We start from the raw sequence: 18,904 nt of genomic DNA on the forward strand, positions 1-18,904 counted from the left end.
CAAGGTTTTATTTCTGTCAGCGGTTTCTTTCATGCTGGTACAAAGACTTGGATTCATCTAAGTCTTGCTTGCAGACAGAGCATAATGGGATATTTTGGGTAAACAAATATTCTTTTTATTTTTATTAAGGTAATTCGAATTTAATAATGTCAACAATTTTAACAGCTTAACAATTTAAGACAACTAAAACTTAAACCAAAACTTTAAGAAAAGGAAGGGGGAAATGATTAAGTTACTAATTTTCGTTGTAGCCGGTTATTTTCTTTTCAAACTTCTCACTAATGACAAAAAGAAAAAGAAAGAAATGCAAGAAAAGAAAAAAGAAAATTTGGCCGCTAACGGAATAATGGTTAAAGATCCAATTTGCGGAACTTACGTGCCTAAAGACGGAGATATCAGGGTCAGGCAGGGAGAAAATGTATATCATTTTTGCTGCTATGAGTGTCGGGACAAATTTTTAAAGCAAATTGAGCAAGGCTAACCATCGATTAAGATCGAACCCTAACAAGGAGAAAAAGTGAAATTTTTTCTTGATACTGCAAACATTAATGAAATCAAAAGAATTCAGGAATTTGGACTTGTCGACGGAGTCACAACCAATCCCACTTTGCTGGCAAAAGAAGGAGGCAGGTGGGAAGAAATTGTCGAGTCAATCTGTAAGCTTGTGGATGGTCCGGTACACTTGGAAGTAGTGAGCACAAATGCCAGAGACATTGTCCGGGAAGCCAAAGACTTGATCAAATTTGGTCCCAATGTGGTGGCCAAAATTTCTATGAGCATGGAAGCAATCGAAGCCGTGCGTATTCTTTCCTCCATGGGAATTCCAACAAATGTAAGCCTGATTTTTTCTCCACTCCAGGCCCTGATGGCTGCAAAAGCAGGAGCCAACTACGTCAGTCCATTCGTAGGCCGTTTGGATGATCTTGGCCATGATGGCATGGAACTGGTTTCACAGATCATATCTATTTTTGAAAATTATGGCTTTGATACAGAAGTGATCGTGTCGAGCATCAGACATCCGGGTCATGTTTTAGATGCAGCCTTAATGGGAGCAGACATTGCCACCATCCCATTCAAAGTAATTCAAAAATTGAGTCATTATCCGGAATATTTTTACAGCTCATAACCCCCCCAATTTATTTTCTCTTAGCGGCTTTTATAGCCGCTTTTTTTAAAATCTAAACTTGTCTCATAATGTTAATTATGTAAACTTTAAAAAATATCTTGAGCAAAACCCCAAGGATTGGCAAGCTTGCGAAAGCACCCTATTACAAGTACGATTCGCCTTTTTTCAGGTTCTTACCGACCTGGGCGATCTTTAATTTAGTTTTTTAACCAAAAACCAATGTGTAAGATTGCCACGGGCACTGAAGCTGCCATTGCAATGACAATCTTGCACCTGTCATTGCGAGCTTAAGCAAAGTGCAGCGAAGTAATCTCAAAGTTTAAACTGCAAAAAATTCGCTTAATTCAGGTTCCTGATTTTAGATTTTTGTCTGGCAAGGAGAAAAACAGATGATAAAAAAAATATGCCTGGGCATGGCCATCATGATTGTTTTGCCAACAGTATGTTTAGCTGCAAAAAAAGAAAAGATAACTTACGAAGAGTGGCTTTTAAACTTCAAGGCTTACGATGCTTACGTGCGTTATTTACAAACAAAAAACCCTACACCTGACTCCATAATTAGCCAAGCCAAACTTTTACTGACCCTAAACAGGCCACGCCGAACTTTAGACGTTTTAAAACAGTTTGAAACATTACCAAAATTCGAAGGCCAAAGATTATGGCTTATGGCCAGAGCTTATCGCATGTTGGGTGAATATGACCGTGCAATATCCAATTTTGTTCTGGCTGCAGAATATTTTTCAAATCCTGAGTTAGTTAAGTTATTCTCACAGGAAAAGGAACTGGATAGGCTATGGCGTGATGTATGCACTAAATGGTTTTGGGAAAGTCTTTATGTGCAAAGAAAAGCCGAGCAGGCTAAACTATTAAATTCGGCAGTACAGCTAGCTAGAAAAGTATGGCCTGAACAGGAGTTATGGACCAGGTTTGCAAGTAGCTTATCTCAGCCGGAAAAAAATCTAACTTATTATGATGAACAGATCCCCTATCTACTGGCCAAAGCTTTGTCTGCCCAGAGCATCAAAAACTGGTTTTTGAGCTCTAACCATTTAAATAAGATAACTACCTTAAAGATTAGAAACTTTTGGACAAGACTAGAGAAACTTATTCAGGACCCGGTTAGTTCTCTAGTCGAAATAGATTTGCAAGCCTTTAAAAGTTATGCTTTTTTTGAAGTTTATGGCTATGAATTAAAGAAGATAATCCCCAAATACTGGTTTGTATCAAGCCTTGATCTTCCATCATGGAACGACTTCCTGGATCAATTAAAAAATTTATCTCCGCAAGCAGGCCTGAAACTTATTGAAAATGAGCTCTCTTCCTCGCTTTTATCCTCCCGGATTAAATCAAATTTAAAAGTCCTTTTGTTTATCTATCAAATTCAGACAGATAAGTTTGACCAGGCTTTAAAAACCTGGGCTATTCTGGAAAATTACAAGGATATTCCCTTAAGCCTTGCATTGTGCGCAGCCTTGCTTGCTAAAAGTGTTCATCCTCTTGCTCCCTATCCCAGCTATCTCTACCCAATTTCCAAAGACCTTCTCCAGGCAGCATGTCTTGGCTCTGGTTCAACTTTGTCCGCTCCTTTTTGGCTGGAAACAGATGAAAAAAAGGCGGCCGACCTGCTTTCAATTTATCCCTTGGACCGTTTACTCAGTTACCTGGGCTGGAAAAACCAATTAGAAAAACAAAAGAGCAACCTGGCAGCAAAACATCTGGCCTTTTTGTTTCCCAAAACTCCTGCCGGTCAGGAGGGATTTTTATCCCTGGCTCGTGCTGCCTATAAAAACGGGCACAAAACACTGGCCTGGAAATATTTGCAAAATATACAGGAAGATCTACTGGATTCCGGTAAACAAGTGGATTTAATCGAGGCCAAGGCAGGTATTTTAATGGATTTAGGCCAAACTCAGGAGTCTCTAAAAACATATACCCTGCTTTTAAATAAAGCCCCGGAGAGATTATCCGCAGAGAAAAAATTAAAGCTGGCTCTTTTGGCCCAGCAGAGCAATAAATGGGAACTGGCGGAAAATATTTTAACTAATTTATGGCAAGAAAGAAAAAACCTCTCCCCTGCCCTGCAGGCAGAAATTCTATTTTGGCTGGGTGAAGGTGCCCAATATCAGGGTAAAACTGACCAGGCCCTGGACTATTACCTGAAATTAGCCTGGCAGTTTCCTGAACAAAATATTTGGGCCATCACTGCCCTGTACCGTGCCGGACAAATATATGAACAGAAAGGAATGCTTCAAGCGGCAAAAAACTTATATCAAACAGTTTTAAAAAATGCAGATCGCAAGACTCAAAAAGAAGCTGCCAAACAACGGCTTACTTCCATAGAGGTCAAAGAAAAGAGGCAAGTTGGAGAAAGTGGGATAATGTTTTAATATATTATACGCTTACAAACGTTTCAAAATTTTCCGGGGTAATCAGTTGGGTGCTGCTTTCTGGATATATAGATTAAACCCCTTTCCTGTGCGTAGCTCAGGGAGCTTTCTTGCTGTACGCCCAGCTCGGGCATACAGCAAGAACCTCTGTGTCTCCGTGGCTCTAGCGACCAACGGGAGAGGGCGAGAAATTCAAAAATTAGCCGGGGGGCGTCAGTGTACCTGTTGGATAGGCTCGATTTAGTCGGTTATATCCAGGGGTTTTGGCCTTGTTTTCCAGCGTTTATGCATCCAGAACCATTGCTCAGGGTATTTCTTGACCATTTGTTCCACTTTCTGGGTATAAAACCGGGCAATTTGGGCAATTTGTTCCTGTCTTGAGCCCTCTAACTCTCTTGTATCCAGAGGCGAAAATGAATAAAATTTATATTTATGCCCTGGAAGGCGCACTAGAAATGCAGGCCATACCAAAGCTTTGCCCCGCAAGGCTAAAAGGGCCGGTCCCATATTTACCGCTGCTTTTTTGTTTAAAAAGGGAATAAAAATGGCTTCATTTTGCAGACAATTGTGATCAACCAAAAAAGCACTTGCTCCTCCCCTTTTTAAACAACGCAACACCCGAGGAGCTGCCCGCCGATGTTCAATAATTTCCACCCCACTCTGACTACGCTGATGCTTAATTAGGTTTCCAAGTGCCCTATCTTTGGGCAAACGGACTACAATCTGGCTAGGTCTTGGGTGCATAAACAGTTTCATAAGACCTGCCATCAGTTCCCAAGCCCCTAAATGAGCGCTTACAGCCACAACGGGTCGCTTGGTATTTCGTATCAGGGATAAACTTTCCTGGTCATGGATAATCAAATTTTCCTGCCAGAACCTGAAATCGACTTTGCGTGTGAGAAAAATTTCTAAAAATGACTGGCCTGTTTGCTCAAAGCTGGACAGGGCTAATTTTTTGGCCTGAAGCCTATCCAGATCGAGCCTTTCAGCTATAGTTTGGACAGCGTAATCCTTTCTGCCAGGCAACATAAGCCATAAAAGTCGACCGATTGCCCTGCCAAATCTTGCGCAGCCCTGAAAACTTAAGTGTTGGCCTGATAAGAATAAAAGATTGTAAAGAAGTTCCTGCATTTCTTGTTTACTTGAGTAGGTTGTGTATCGGGTTATACGGAAACATATTTTATTATATCCCTCGCCCGTTCGTCCTACCAAAGGCCGGACTCACTAGAGGCACAGAGGCACGGAGAAGAAATTTGACCCAGGCCTGAGTCAGCCCTGGGCCAAATGTTTATCCCTTCGCTTCGCTCAGGGAAAAGTAAAATTTTATTGAACTAGCCCGTAAGGGCTGGAGTTTTTTTGCCAGGGCTCGCTGGCAAAAAAAGATTTCTCTGCGTCTCGATGCCTCTAGCGACCAACGGGAGCGGGCGTGAAATTCTTAACCCTGTGATAGCTTACGGCTGAGTAGGTTAAGTAAATCGAGATGGTCAGCGGTTAATCATTCACTCTCTTACTAAACGACTAAACTTTTTAACTTATTCTCTAACTTTAACGCCTCTTGTTCCAAAAATTCAGGATCAAAATTTTCAGGGACCAGGTATGGTTGACCATATATGACTTCGCACGAGGACAAAGGCAGAGGTAACTGAAATTTATCCCAGGCCCTATTAAAAACATAAGCCCGGCTCATTTTTACCCGAACCGGCACAATGGGCACCTTATTTCTGGCTGCCAGGAAAATAGCCCCCTTTTTCACCTTATGCCTTGGCCCTCTGGGCCCATCTACTGTAAAGACAGCGTCTTTTTTGAGATTATTCATCATCTTTGCGGCCATAAGCAATGCTCTAAGTCCTTGCCTGGAACTAGAACCGCGGGCCAGATTAAAGCCAAAGCGTTTTAAAACCTGGGCCAAAAGTTCTCCGTCCTGGCTAGCGCTTACAACAGCTATAACGCCTTCATGACGGTGCAGATAGCAAAGGGGAAATAATTCATTATGCCACAAGGCAAAGACAACAGGTTGTTTTTGCCTTGTGGCCTGAACAGGTTTATAGGACACCCTGGAATAATTCAAAGTCTTTGACCAGAATTTGACCAGGAATGAAAGAATCGGAGCAATTTTTTCGGGTGAAATCTTCATTTTAACTCCCTGAAAATTGGAATATATTTGGATAACTGACTCAAGGCAAGGTTTAAAAAGAATGATTTTATTGACCTTGGCGGTCTGATTACTTTAATCTTCTAATATTTCTATATACTTTTATTATTGTCGTTTTCTATGATTAAAGTAAAAATCTATAGACAGATTCTATTTGACCGCGTTTTTAAACTCAGTCATGAAATTAGAGGAAATTTTTAAATGTCGCAGGGTTAAAGTAGTTCAAAGGAGAAGATTATGAGTGAAAAAATTTTGCACTGTCAGGGCTTACCCTGCCCGCAACCGGTTTTAAAGTGTAAACAGGCTTTAGAGGAAGAAAAGCCAGAAAAGCTCATTGTCTATGTGGACAATGAACCAGCTAAAGAAAATGTAACCAGATTTTTAAACATGCAAAACTATAAACTGCTGGCTACTGAAAAAAAAGGGAATGACTGGCTGATTGTCGCCACATGTACTCCCCAGGAGCAAAAAACTGACGACCTTTCTGAACAAAAGAGCAAGCCAGAACCAAAAACATCGCAAGGCGAGCTCAAGACCCTTATCTTCATAACCAAAGATAAAATCGGGATGGGTGATGACCAATTAGGCCATAAATTAATGGTCAACTTTCTGGCTACCTTACCTGAAATGGATAAGCTATGGCGAATTATTTTAGTTAATTCAGGGGTTAAGCTGGCCACTGACAATAGCCCGGTGCTTGAGTCTTTGCAGCAACTTGAGCAGGCAGGTGTGTCAATTTTAGTATGTGGAACATGTCTTGATTTTTTTCAACTCCTGGATCAAAAGAGGGTCGGACAGACCACGAATATGCTTGATGTGGTCACCAGCCTTCAACTAGCGGATAAAGTCATAACCATTTAACAAGTACCTTAAGTGAGCTAGAATTTAATGTCTGAAGAAACAATTAAAATTGGCCAGATTTCTTATTTAAATATCTGGCCAATTTTTTATTATTTAAAAAGGCTCCCTTTTAAAGATAAGATACGTTATATCTCTGGGCACCCTGCCTGGCTAAACCAGATTTTGCAAAAAAAAGAACTGGATCTTTCTCCATCTTCATCCTTTGAGTATCTGGCTTATGCCGAACAATATAAACTATTGCCCTGCTTAAGTATCAGTGCCCAAAAAAAAGTACAGAGCGTCATTTTCTGCTCGCCGGTAGAGCTTGAAGACCTTTCCGCTTATTTACAAAAAGAAAAAGAAATTTTTTTGAGTGAGGCCTCGGCAACCTCTGTGGCGCTGTTAAAAGTTTTATGGACCTTTGCCTGGCACCTGCCTCAGCCTGAGTGGCGGGCAATTCCTCCTGGCAAGGGGATGCAGACAAACAAACCATTTTTAGAGATAGGAGATAAGGCGTTAGAGATCTATCTCAATCCCCCTCCGGGATGGGTGGTTATTGATTTGGCCCAGGCCTGGTATGAATTTACAAGTCTTCCTTTTGTCTTTGCTGTTTGGATCGTCAATAAAGACTTAAGCTTGGCACAAAAAAAGACTGTTCATTTATTGTGTGCAGAACTTGCCGAAATAAAACAAAAGATCAGGTCAAATTTGAAGCATTTAGCCTCTATTTACCCGAAACAAAGTTTTACCGAAGAACAGGTAGTTAATTACTGGCAGTTGATGGATTATGACCTGGACTTTAAGCACATGGCGAGTCTGGTTCTATTTGGACAATACTTAACTAAACTAGGCCTGATTTCAGGTGTGCCCGTTCTGGACTGGATGGATTAATGCTTCGCTATTCCCTGGGCAAATAACGTGAGCGAAACGAACTAATATCAGCCTGAGCGTTAGCGAGGGCGTAATAACAACTGGATCAAAGCTCAATTTATGGTTCTAAGTCTTTGATGGCCTCTTCTTTGCCAATAACAGCCAAAATGTGCTCTTTGGTTAAAACCGTATTCGCTTTAGGAACAAATTTGAAATCTGCCTCACCAGTCTGTTTAATGGCTACTACCTGAATACCATACTTATTGGTCAAATCCAACTCCCGCAGGGTCTTACCCGCCCATTTGGACACCCTCAGTTCTTGTAAGATTACTCCTTTGCCCAGGGGTAGATAATCTATGAGACCTGGTATGACCAGTTCCCTGGCCAATTGCTCAGCAGCAAAACGCTCCGGAAAAATTACATGGTCCACGCCAACTTTTTTCAGCACCTTTTCATGTTCAGTACTTACAGCTTTACACCATAAATTTTTGGTCCCCAATTCTTTCAAGTGCAGGGCAATCAAAATGCTGGCTTCCATGGAATGGCCGACACTGATAATCACATGGGTAAGTTCAGCCAGGCCCAATTGGACCAGTGCAGCCTTGTCTGTGGCGTCAGCTTTATAGACTTGAGTCAGCACATCCTGAGCCCGTTTGATTTTTTCCGAATCATTATCGATACCCAGCACTGTATGGCCTAGATCTGTGAGTGATTGACCAAGAAAATAACCAAATTTCCCTAGACCAATAATACCTATTTCATATTTGGGCACTCTCTCCTCCTTAGGAAATCTCAAATTTCAAATTTGAACAAACTTATTCAAATAAAATTTCAGATCTCAACTCAACTTTCTGACACGATTAACATCCTCAAATTACTACACAATTGAAGAGTGCATTTTCTGAAATGCATTACAAACGGGTTGGGTAACACATCTTGGCGAAGATTGCGGATGTGCTGTGCATAGGGAGGTTATTCCATCGAACTTTCGAAACCCATCATAACAACAGAAAAGGCATTAAATAATATTCTATTGACTAACCCCATTATGCACAGCCCGCAAGCAAGCCTTAGATGTGTCCAAGTCTTTGTTAGCATTGAAGAAAATGCGCTCGCAAACTAACTCAGAAAGTTGAGTCTCAAACTTGAGGTTATCCGATAAGCAATGAACTCTCCGGCCAGGAAAAGCGTTCTTTGGTCTGCCAGCTCTGGAGCAGAGTCAAAAAAACTATTGGGCCAAGACGACCTACGAACATAAGAAAAATTATGATACACTTGCCCCAAAAAGTTAATTTTGGAGTAAGACCGGTAGACAACCCTACTGTCCCAAAAGCTGAGACAACCTCAAAAAGAATTTCCAAAAATTGTCCCTTTGCCTCCGGATGAGGCAAATCTCCCCCTTCACTGATTAAAAGGAGTAAGGTGGAGGTAAAAATCAAGACTATAGCAAAAATTACCAACGTTATAACTTTATTCAAGCTTTTTTCATCCAGAGCGAATTTGCCGATCACACACTGTTTGCGACCCAAAATGTTGGACACAGCCAGGGACAAAAGCCCACGAAAGGTTGTCGTCTTTATTCCGCCGGCACATGATCCCGGCGAACCGCCAACAAACATTAGTAAAATCATGATTAGCATGGAAACATGGGTCATGTGCCCGATATCCAGCGTGTTAAATCCGGCAGTACGGCAGGTTACAGATTGAAAAAGAGAACTCAAAATATATTCGGAAAGACTTAAGTTGTGTTGCTGTCCAAAAAATTCTGCCCAAAAAATTGCGATCCAGCCAAATAGAATTAAAAAAGCTGTAGTGCTTAAAACTACGTGGCTCTGCCAACTTATTTTATACCTTGGCTTTCTAGAGTTATAAAAAGTAAAAGAAAACGCTTGCTTCAATTCCACTAGCACAGCAAATCCAAGTCCGCCCAGGATAATTAAAATGATAAACACCAAATTCACTGTCCAGGAAGAGCGCCAAGGCATAAGGCTTTGGCTAAACAGGGAAAATCCAGCATTACAAAAGGCAGAAACAGAATGGAAAACTGCTGAAAACGGTGAAAAAAAACGCGGATCGAGAAAATATAAAACTATTGCTCCCAAAAGTTCAATAACTAAAACAGCGATTATTAGTTGTTGCAAAAATTTTCCCAGGTGAAAACTGGGATCATGAAGAAGGGATTGACCTACGGCAATTCGGTCAGTGATGGTAATTTTCTTGCGCCACAGATAAAAGACCAAACTCGTATAAGTCATTATTCCCAGCCCGCCTAATTGGATCAGAACTAGAATAACGCTCTGTCCGAAAGGAGAAAAAAAAGAACCCGTATCCACAACAATAAGACCTGTGACGCAGGTAGCTGAAGTGGCTGTAAAGAGCGCGTCTATCCAGCTTATTGGTCCTTTTGCCAGACTAATCGGATGATGTAAGAGTACTGTACCTGCCATAATTGTTAAAGAAAAAAAGTAGACCGGCAGGGAAAACGGTGTGAATAAACTTTTTTTACGCATAAAATTCATAGCCATAGTTTAGAGAGCCCTGCACCTAATCTAGAAAAGATGAGTGCAGGATTTGAGTTACCAGTTCTCTTAAAAAATTTGTCAAAGTTAATGGCTAAAAAACAAATAATCTTTGAGGGTTACGATTTCGCAGTCGAAATTATTTTTTAACTATATATTTTAAAATTTCCAACTCTGAATTTTAGTATACAAATACCCTATAGGTAAAGTTGCAAGTTGCAAATTGCGAAATAATAATCCCGACCCAAAAAGTCAAAAAATCATTTGACTCAAAAAAAAAAGACCCGCCCAAAGGCGGGTCTACGAAAAAATTCAATATTAACTTTTCCTTTATCCGATACTATTAACCAGCTTGGTCAATCGCGAAATTTTTCTGGCCGCTGTGCGCCAATGAATAACTTTTTTCTGGGCTGCTCGATCCAGTACGGAAGTAGCTGTGCGCAAAGCTTCTGCGGCCTTTTGGGCATCCTTTTGTTCAGCTGCCAGACGAACGGACTTGATTACGTTTTTAACCCTCGTCTTTACAGACCTGTTACGCGCACGACGTTTCAAACTTTGCCGATGCCTCTTAAGAGCTGACTTATGATTGGCCAAAATCTAACCCTCCTAAAAAATTAACTTATTATAGTTGGTTATATAAATTTTACAATTCCTTCCCGTTTCCAAAATTTGAGTAATTATCCAATGCTGATAGATTTTGTCAAGATTTATTTTAATAAAATATACTGGTGAACGCCCAGATAAATGAAATAACTAACCCAATCGTCTTAAAAAAATAACGTCAATCTCCGGTAACTGATAAAAAATAGCCGAACTTTAATTACTTAAGAGTCTGTGGTCAAACCCCATTTTAACTACCAGATTAGAAATAGTGGTTTCTGAAATGCCTTACAAACGGCTTGGGTAACCCAATCTTAGTGATGCTTGCTAAAAAGACAGAGCATCGGGGTGAATAGGCTAAATATTTTGCGATATTGACCATAACTATCTATAGTTTAAATTGAGCAATTTTTTGCAGTTCAAACTTTGAGATTGCTTCGCTACACTTTGTTCCACTCGCAATGACAGGAGCGAGATCGTCATTGCGAGGGCAGCGAAGCTGTCCGTGGCAATCTCATCCATTGAGTGAAAAACGCTCAACTTAGTATAATTAAAAGACTATTCGTTTACTCAAAATACCCTATTATGCTCTGTACGCAAGCGAGCCTTAGATGTGTCCAAGTCTTTGTTAGCATTGAAGAAAGTGTGCTCGTAAACTTACTCCGAAAGTTGAGGTTAGAAATTAAGTTGATAAAAAGGTTTGGTCACAGACTCTTAATTGCAAAAAGAGGCCCGGAAGAGATAACGATCAAATGTTTTTTCCGGTATTCTTCGAAGTAGTTTCCCTAGCAGAAAAACAACCAGGAGCGAGAAAAAAAGTCGCCCCCACAAAATACCGGACAAGTCCCCTCCAAGAACCATCATGACTAAAGTATCTTCTATCAAACTATGAGATAGGCTCATCAGTGCAAGAGAAGAAACTATATCATACTTTAAGGAATTTCCTGACTGTACTTCCCGAATGATGAGTCCCCCGCCATAGCTAAGTCCAAGAGTCAATCCGATAATTGTAATGGGTGCGGCTGCTTTGCTCATGCCCAGGGCTGTAAGGACAGGTTCTAATAATTTTGTAAGCAGCATTGTCACCCCGAGTTTTTTTAACAACTTCATAATAAACAACAAGGTAAGTATTATCAGAAAGATCGAAAAGAGATTTTTTACCTCTCCCTGGGCCCATGCCAGCCACGAAGGATCCTGGGGAGGCGGATTCCAGAGTAGCCTGTTGGGTGTTTGAAGATATCCTTTGAGAGTGTAAACATGATGCAGTAACCACCCTAATGTCAGTGCTCCAGCTATACGCAAAAAAGCAATGAAACGGAAACGCACTCCTGCCTTCTGCACAATACTGAGTTCAACTGGAAGAGCATGTGCCACCAACATCATAGTGGTCAGGACGGTGACCTGTGCAACTGTTAGATGAGCTTGCGGAGCAAGAGAGGCAAAAACGACCATGCCCCCATAGAGGTTGGTCAACATAGAGGTAGCCCAAACCAGTCCCATGCTGCCAGGAAGACCAACTAATTCCATCACCGGACTAAGAGCAAAACCCAGGTAATCAGTGATACCGGCATCAGTAAGGAGTTTTGTCAGGATGCTAATCGGCACTATGATCTTAAAGAGATCATAGCTGGTCTTTACTGCATCGCTTAACAGTTCCTTAATACTTTTTGCTAATTGATGTATGAAAATTTCCTGCACCTTCACTTTTTATAACTTTAAAACAGCTTTTCGGAACGCAAGTCCTGGTCCATCACTTTTATGCTTCCTGGAGTTGCTCCAGGGCTCGATCGTGGACACCGGAAAGCGTCAACAACGCTACGATGGCACCCAGGAGAGCAAGGAACATATCCCATTGCGTATCCCAAACGTCACCTTGCGTCGCCAGGAATGTGTCCGCTGCCTGGCCACCTATTATTGCGGCCCACCATTCAATAAGCTCATAAAACGAACTAAAGGCCAGGCAAACACAAACTACTAAAAAGAATAACCACTTGCCAGGGACCAATGGAGAGCGGCGAAGGAGGATCTCCCGTGCAAGGATCGCCGGGATAAAGCCTTGAGCAATATGGCCGACTCTATCATAGTGGTTTCGACTCAAATCCAGAAGGTCTTGGAACCAAAAGCCAAGCGGAACTCGTGCATAAGTATAGTGCGCTCCAAGTATTAAGATTAATGCGTGGATAAGAATAAGTCGATACAGAAGAGGAGTGAGCCTGAAGTCGCGATACGTTACAATAAGAATTGGTCCTCCGACTAGAACAGGAAAGACCTCAAGAAACCAAACTATCCAATTGTAAGGGTGAATAGCAGATATGATCAAAGCAACGGTAGCAATCGCTAGCAGAAGCAAGGGTTCTAAGTTCGAACGCTTGCGTAATATCAATTTACTACCGTTGCTCATTCAGTTGTTACAGTGAAGCCTAAGCTAAATCATACCTGCAGGGCAGAAAAATCGGCTAACCTGCTCAACCTGGAGGTTAAAGCAAAGAGAAGGTTTAACCTGTTTAATCGCAATTTTTTATCTTCGCACATGACCATGACGTGATCAAAAAACTCATCCACCACGGGGCGAAGTTCTAGCAACAACTCAAACAGGCCGGTAAAATCTTCGTCCGCCCATAACTTTTCCCAGACAGGTACAAGTTCATTGATTTTTTCGGCCAGATTCTTTTCGGCCGGCTCTTCCAGAAGCGAAAGATCAAAATCGCCAGTTAGCTCTTCTCCTAGTTTTTCCCCCTGTTTACGGATAATATTGTCGGCACGCTTAAAGGTGAGCACAGCCTGCTCAAAATAATCTTGCTGTGCGAACTTGACCAAGGCTTTCAAGCGGGCAAAAGCGGTCCAGATATGGTCGAAACCTGCCCCTAAAACAGCATCGACCACTTTGGTGGGATAGTCCTGACCTGTCCAGTATGCTTTCAATCTTTGACCAAAAAAGTTTAAAAGCTCCTGTTTTAAGTCTTCAAAGGATAACTTCCATTCAACGTTGTCATAACCTGCAAAAGTATAATCAATCAGTTCACTTAAGCTCAAGGACAAGTTATGCCCCAAGATAATTCGAATAACACCCAGTGCCTGTCTCCGTAGAGCATAGGGATCAGCAGCACCCGTGGGAATCATTTTCAGACCAAAGCAGCCGATCAGAGTGTCCATTTTATCGGCCATGGCTAGGAGTGCCCCTTCCCTGGTCCGGGGAATAGGACTATTGTGACCCGTGGGCAGATATTGTTCGGCAACGGCCCTGGAAACAACTTCAGATTCTCCTTTCAGACGGGCATAAATCCCCCCCATTATTCCCTGCAGGTCAGGAAATTCCCCAACCATTTCAGAGACCAGATCTGCCTTGGCCAGTCTTCCTGCCCTGGCCAGATCTTTTTCCAAGTCCGGAAAGGTAAGTTCTGCCAAATGAGCAGCCAGTCTTTGCAAACGACGAGATTTATCGCCCATGGAGCCCAACGGGGCCAGGAAAATGACCTTTTCCAACTCATCCAGCCATACATTGAGAGGGGTTTTGCAATCTGCTTCCCAGAAAAACCTGGCGTCTTCCAGCCTGGCCTTGAGTACCCGTTCCCAGCCCTTGCGGACGAGGTCCAAGTCCTCTGGCTCAATGTTTATGGTCGTTAGAAAATAAGGCAGCAGTTGACCCTGTTCATCTCTTAAACCAAAACTTTTCTGATGAGTTTCCATGCTGGTCAAAAGAACTTCCTGAGGTAGTTCCAGATATTTTGAGTCAAAACGACCTAGTACTGGCTCCGGATACTCCACCAAGTTTGCCACCTGGTTAAGCAGGTCCTCTTTCCAGGCGATATGGCCATTTACTTCACTGGCCAGTTCATCACCTTTCTGGCGGATAATTTCTTTACGTTTTTCAAAATCTAAAACTACCCTGCCCTGGTTTTCTATCAATTGAAAATAATCTCCGGCACTGCCTACTGTAAAAGGACCAGGCCCTAAGACTCTATGGCCATAAGTAAGCTGATTTGACTCTACATCGGCAATCTTAAACTTAACAATTTTATCATCCATTAGGGCCAAAATCCAACGAATCGGACGGCCAAATGTAAAGTCCCCTGCCCAGCGCATTTTTTTGGGAAAAGTCAAAGCGGAGATTACCTGCACACAGATTTCAGGCAATATATCGTAAGTATCAGCCCCACCTACCTTTTTACGCACTGCCAGATACTTGCCTTTATCTGTCTCCAGGACAAATGTATCCTGGATATCTACACCCTGAGAACGGGCAAAACCCAAACCCGCTTTGGTTGGTTTATCATTTTCGTCCAGGGCAATCTTTACTGGCGGACCAGTTATGACCTGCTCTTCCTCATCCTGACAAGGAGCCAGGTCGCTTATATACACCACCAGGCGTCTGGGAGTAACATAGGAGTCCAAACCGTCGAATTTAATTTTTTCTGCATTTAATCTTTGACTAAAAAGATCTTTAATCTCCTGAGCTAGACCTAACAAAAACCTGGCGGGCATTTCTTCAGTACCAATTTCCAGAACAAATTGGGCCATAATCTTACTCCGTTTTACAGCAAAATTTTTTGTATTTTTTTCTATCTCGTTTTAGAGCCTCTGGGACTTTAACCGCTGATTGAAAGTCTCTGTACCAGCATGAAAGATACCAAAACTGGAATAAAAAGTTTCGGCCACGGGCTCTTTAATCGTTAGGCTTTGCCATCAATGGATATCCCATTTCTTCCCGTTGTTTGGCATAAAGTTTAGCCACTCTGGAAGCCAGATTACGCACACGGGCAATATACCCGGTTCTCTCGGTAATTGATATAGCTCCCCTTGCTTCCAGTAGATTGAATAAATGTGAACACTTCAAACAGTAATCATATGCGGGCCAGGGCAGTTCCTTCGCACACAACTCTAAACACTCCTGTTCACAGGCATTAAAAAAATTCAGAAGCATCTCGGCATTGCTGAAATCAAAGTTGTACTTGGAATGCTCTACTTCTCCCTGGTGGTGGACTTGACCATATGTTAATTCATCATTCCACTTTAGATCAAAAACAGATTCCTTCTCTTGCAGATACATGCTTATCCTTTCCAGACCATAGGTAATCTCAACACTAATGGGATCGAGGTCTATTCCGCCTACCTGCTGAAAGTAGGTAAACTGGGTAACTTCCATGCCATTTAACCACACTTCCCAGCCTAACCCCCAAGCTCCCAGGGTAGGAGATTCCCAGTCATCTTCGACAAAACGTATGTCATGCTTTTTGGCGTCGATACCCAACCCCTTGAGACTGTTTAAATAAATGGTTTGTACATCTTTTGGGGCAGGCTTTAATATAACCTGAAACTGATAGTAGTGTTGCAAACGGTTAGGATTCTCCCCGTATCGACCGTCTGTGGGTCTGCGAGAAGGTTCAACATAAGCTACTTTCCACGGTTCCGGCCCAATTACGCGTAAAAAGGTGGCCGGATTAAAAGTTCCAGCACCCACTTCAATATCATATGGTTGCTGAATGACACAGCCATACTCAGACCAGAAGTTTTGCAAGTTTAAAATCACATCCTGAAAGTTCATCAATATCTCCTTTTCATAAGGTAAAAAGAGAAATCAGTTTATTAATCTCTTAACATTCTATTAGAGTCGCCTCTTAACTTTTTAACTTCTTTATCTTTAATTTCTTTAAGAGTCTGTGGCCAAACCATTTTGACTACCAGATTAGAAGTCCTGGTTTCTTGAAGGCATTTGCACCAGCATGAAAGAAAACAGGTATTGAAAAATTTATGACAAATTGTTCTCTTAAGTAAGGTTTGCCCACAGACTTTTAAGACAACCCCAGATGATATTGACCAAAGGCATCCACAAGCTTGGCACAATTTTGCCGGACCTGAGGTGGAGGATTCCACACAACCCACTCCTTCGGGCCGGCTTGCTGTAGTTTGTTTAAAAAACTTATGGCCTCAAAGTTTGTTTCTATAGCTTGAGTTGCCAATTTTAAACAGCCCGGACAATAAATTTTCCCTTCAGTAAAGGCAAAATAAGGCCTATTAATAGCCATCAAATCCTTTTTACATGAGGCACAGTAATCTAAGTAAGGTTTATAACCCTGGGCAAAAATCAACCTTGCCTTAAATAGTAAAGGAAAAAAAGAAGAAACTTCTTCTCCGTTTTCCAAAATATGCAAAGAATCCAGCAGAAGAGAATAAATGGCTGATGATTCTTCCGGATAGATATGTATATGTTGCAAAAACCTAAGGCAGTTTACAGCCATACCTAGTCTGGAATATCTATTTTTAAGTCGGATAAAAGCATTGATAAGCGTCCCTTCTTCCAGACTATAATATTTTTTTCTCGGATGTTGCCGGATTCGAAACAATACCTGGTTCAGAGTATCCAAACACCCACAGAACCTGCGCCTGCTTTTACACCCCCCAAAGGCAAATGCGGTTATAATTCCTTTTGAGGGAGATAAAAGCCTGACCCATAAGTCACTTTCCCTGAATTTACCTGTACGCAAAATAAGTACTTTCTCTGTAAATTCCATTGTTAATCTGAAGAGGCAAATTCCAGGGTCTTCACCTGTCCTGACTGGGCCTGAAGAGGATAGTCTTCATCATTATAAAATAATTTTACTCCCCCGGCATTGCCCAATCTTAACCGTAAACTTTTTGTAAACTTGAGATCAATTTTTTCACCGGCACGAAGATAAAATTCTTTTTGCTCTTCATCAATTTCAGCCTGTACCCAACAGGGTTCAAAGGCGTCGATGGTCACCTTTTCCTGTTTATCTGTCTCTTCCAGATCATTTTTAGTGGGCAGCTTCTCCTGTTTGGCGATATTGTTTTCGTTTGCCGCCGTTTCTTTGGTGTTCGAAACTTTATCATCCACACCTGATGCATTATTTGCATCCTGTTTTGGGATAGACTGACTTATAACTTCATTACCGTTTTGAGGTAGCTCGCTCTCATTTCTATGATTTTCCTGTAGTAAAGAGGAATTTTTATTTATGCTTTGCATATCTTGGTCAGGGAAGAAAACCGAGGAAATAATCGACCAGGCAAAAAAAGCCAGGATAGCCCCCAAGGCAATAAAAAGAATCAACTTTAATAATTTAAAAAGACGTCTCTGCCTAGATTTTGTTTTAAAAGAGGTGGGTAACTCTTCCAAAAGTTCATACTCTTCATCAGCACTGTAAAGACTGGCAAACCGATCGCCTATATCTCTCCAGTCTAGGCCTAAAATTCGAGCATAGTTTTGGACAAATCCCTTGGCATATACCGGATGGGGAAGAAGCGAGGTATCACCTTGTTCAATTGCCTTTAGTATTTGTACACTTATCTTGGTTTTTTGCTGAATTTGTTCAAGAGTCAGGCCTTGATTTTCCCTTTCTTCTTTAAGTTTTTGACCAAGCTCTAATAAATCCATCTTCTCCCCCAACTAATAAAGGCTTAAAACCTTTTATTTAGGTTTTAATATTTACCTAAACCCCAATTTTTAATTTTATCATCTAAATCCTAATATCAATAACAGCCTTTTCTCTTAAACTACGCATGTACTCTCTAAAGCGTTCCTCCAGTCTGGGTTGATAGATAATTTTCCGAATCTCATCTTCCACTTCCTTTAAAGGTTTTGGCTGTCCTGATAAAGATTCTTCTACTTTGAGAATTGCACCCTTATTGTTTAAGCTAAAGACTGAAGTTATCTCCCCTTGTTTTAATCCCTTAATAGCCTGTTTCCATTCTTTAGCCAGATCTTTCCAATTAACAAAACCAAGATCACCACCGCTTTCTGCGCTTGGGCCCTGAGAAAATTTTTTCGCTGCCTGCTCAAAAGTCATTTCCCCGGCCATTATTTTGTTCCTGATCTGTTTTGCCTCTTCCAAGGTCGGGAGCAAAATGAGCTTTAGGTGGACTTTCTTCTCAGTGTCAAAATCTTGTTTGTGCTCATTATAATACCTTTCGATTTCTTCCTGCGTAACCACCACCTTCCGTTTGACCATGGCCCCGATAAGACGGTGTTTAATGATATTATTGCGAACCTGCCTTTTATAATCTTCCCTGGTCAAACCCTGCAATTTAAGTTGGTTTAGAAATTGTTCTTCTGTTAAATTGTTTCTTTGCTTAAACTGACGGATAAAATTCTCAATCTCCATATCAGAGACTTCAATCTTGTACTTTTCTGCTTCCTGCCTGAGAAGTATATCATTGATCATCTGGTCCAAAAGCTGCTTTTTCAGTTCCCTTATAGCCTGCTTTTCTGCCGGACCTAATTCTTTGCCTTTAAACCTTTCCAAGTAAGGTTTAACCCGCTCATTAAGTTCAAACAGGGTAATTATCTCCCCGTTCACTATAGCCACAATACGATCTATTATTTCTTCTGCAAAAACTGGTTTAATAAAGAGACACAAAAAAAGACAAAAATAAAAACCACTTTTCTTAAGCATAA

General features: G+C 41.4%; 17 protein-coding genes. 5 read left to right on the top strand and 12 right to left on the bottom strand.

The genetic code is table 11. The features are described 5' to 3' along the window. Nucleotides 1-223: 223 nt before the first annotated feature. The 3 genes from KFV02_RS04295 to KFV02_RS04305 all read left to right on the top strand — a co-directional run bounded on the left by KFV02_RS04295 (nucleotide 224) and on the right by KFV02_RS04305 (nucleotide 3,513). Entirely contained in the window at nucleotides 224-481 is a 258-nt protein-coding gene (locus KFV02_RS04295) for a transcriptional regulator (protein WP_252380300.1), read from the top strand. Between the two features lie 36 nt (nucleotides 482-517). Further along, nucleotides 518-1,126 carry a fructose-6-phosphate aldolase gene (gene fsa, locus KFV02_RS04300; protein WP_252380301.1) on the top strand — a complete coding sequence of 203 codons (609 nt, stop codon included), beginning with the start codon at nucleotides 518-520 and terminating at the stop codon, nucleotides 1,124-1,126. Nucleotides 1,127-1,515: 389 nt separating this feature from the next. Then, on the top strand, nucleotides 1,516-3,513 hold the full coding sequence (locus tag KFV02_RS04305) for a tetratricopeptide repeat protein (RefSeq protein ID WP_252380302.1): 1,998 nt from the start codon (nucleotides 1,516-1,518) through the stop codon (nucleotides 3,511-3,513). A 240-nt stretch (nucleotides 3,514-3,753) separates the two neighbouring features. Here the strand turns inward: KFV02_RS04305 and KFV02_RS04310 are convergent, their stop codons facing one another. Together KFV02_RS04310 and KFV02_RS04315 are read right to left on the bottom strand one after the other, a co-directional pair. Beyond that, nucleotides 3,754-4,644 (bottom strand): lysophospholipid acyltransferase family protein, encoded by an 891-nt coding sequence (locus KFV02_RS04310; protein ID WP_252380303.1) that lies wholly within the window; start codon nucleotides 4,642-4,644, stop codon nucleotides 3,754-3,756. A gap of 379 nt (nucleotides 4,645-5,023) precedes the next feature. Further along, a complete protein-coding gene (locus KFV02_RS04315; RefSeq protein ID WP_252380304.1) occupies nucleotides 5,024-5,647 on the bottom strand; it encodes a lysophospholipid acyltransferase family protein in 624 nt (207 codons plus the stop codon). A 255-nt stretch (nucleotides 5,648-5,902) separates the two neighbouring features. On the opposite strand from KFV02_RS04315, the gene yedF reads away from it, so the two are divergent. Continuing rightward, entirely contained in the window at nucleotides 5,903-6,526 is a 624-nt protein-coding gene (yedF, locus tag KFV02_RS04320; protein ID WP_252380305.1) for a sulfurtransferase-like selenium metabolism protein YedF, read from the top strand. Between the two features lie 27 nt (nucleotides 6,527-6,553). Beyond that, nucleotides 6,554-7,396 (top strand): menaquinone biosynthetic enzyme MqnA/MqnD family protein, encoded by an 843-nt coding sequence (locus KFV02_RS04325; RefSeq protein WP_252380306.1) that lies wholly within the window; start codon nucleotides 6,554-6,556, stop codon nucleotides 7,394-7,396. 97 nt (nucleotides 7,397-7,493) lie between these two features. Here KFV02_RS04325 and KFV02_RS04330 read toward each other — a convergent pair whose 3' ends face one another. The 10 genes from KFV02_RS04330 to KFV02_RS04375 form a co-directional block, all read right to left on the bottom strand. After that, on the bottom strand, nucleotides 7,494-8,147 hold the full coding sequence (locus KFV02_RS04330; RefSeq protein ID WP_252380307.1) for a potassium channel family protein: 654 nt from the start codon (nucleotides 8,145-8,147) through the stop codon (nucleotides 7,494-7,496). A gap of 379 nt (nucleotides 8,148-8,526) precedes the next feature. Beyond that, nucleotides 8,527-9,900: a TrkH family potassium uptake protein gene (locus KFV02_RS04335; RefSeq protein ID WP_434800283.1), complete on the bottom strand. Its 1,374-nt coding sequence runs from the start codon at nucleotides 9,898-9,900 to the stop codon at nucleotides 8,527-8,529. Between the two features lie 324 nt (nucleotides 9,901-10,224). Then, a complete protein-coding gene (rpsT, locus tag KFV02_RS04340) occupies nucleotides 10,225-10,488 on the bottom strand; it encodes a 30S ribosomal protein S20 (RefSeq protein WP_252380308.1) in 264 nt (87 codons plus the stop codon). Between the two features lie 720 nt (nucleotides 10,489-11,208). Continuing rightward, nucleotides 11,209-12,192 (bottom strand): nucleoside recognition domain-containing protein, encoded by a 984-nt coding sequence (locus KFV02_RS04345; protein WP_252380309.1) that lies wholly within the window; start codon nucleotides 12,190-12,192, stop codon nucleotides 11,209-11,211. Between the two features lie 58 nt (nucleotides 12,193-12,250). Next, nucleotides 12,251-12,895 carry a DUF2238 domain-containing protein gene (locus KFV02_RS04350; protein WP_252380310.1) on the bottom strand — a complete coding sequence of 215 codons (645 nt, stop codon included), beginning with the start codon at nucleotides 12,893-12,895 and terminating at the stop codon, nucleotides 12,251-12,253. 29 nt (nucleotides 12,896-12,924) lie between these two features. Then, complete coding sequence (gene glyS, locus KFV02_RS04355; protein ID WP_252380311.1) at nucleotides 12,925-15,012, bottom strand: glycine--tRNA ligase subunit beta; 2,088 nt, start codon at nucleotides 15,010-15,012, stop codon at nucleotides 12,925-12,927. 145 nt (nucleotides 15,013-15,157) lie between these two features. Further along, the gene (locus tag KFV02_RS04360; protein WP_252380312.1) at nucleotides 15,158-16,036 is read right to left on the bottom strand and encodes a glycine--tRNA ligase subunit alpha; all 879 of its coding nucleotides are present in this window, start codon (nucleotides 16,034-16,036) and stop codon (nucleotides 15,158-15,160) included. 247 nt (nucleotides 16,037-16,283) lie between these two features. Further along, on the bottom strand, nucleotides 16,284-17,003 hold the full coding sequence (gene recO, locus KFV02_RS04365; RefSeq protein ID WP_252380313.1) for a DNA repair protein RecO: 720 nt from the start codon (nucleotides 17,001-17,003) through the stop codon (nucleotides 16,284-16,286). A gap of 2 nt (nucleotides 17,004-17,005) precedes the next feature. Then, nucleotides 17,006-17,884 carry a helix-turn-helix domain-containing protein gene (locus KFV02_RS04370; protein WP_252380314.1) on the bottom strand — a complete coding sequence of 293 codons (879 nt, stop codon included), beginning with the start codon at nucleotides 17,882-17,884 and terminating at the stop codon, nucleotides 17,006-17,008. Nucleotides 17,885-17,966: 82 nt separating this feature from the next. Then, nucleotides 17,967-18,902, bottom strand: a complete 936-nt coding sequence (locus KFV02_RS04375; protein WP_252380315.1) for a SurA N-terminal domain-containing protein — start codon at nucleotides 18,900-18,902, stop codon at nucleotides 17,967-17,969. Nucleotides 18,903-18,904 lie beyond the last annotated feature (2 nt).

This window comes from Desulfovulcanus ferrireducens (genome assembly GCF_018704065.1).
GTDB classification, from domain to species: Bacteria; Desulfobacterota; Desulfovibrionia; order Desulfovibrionales; family Desulfonatronovibrionaceae; genus Desulfovulcanus; species Desulfovulcanus ferrireducens.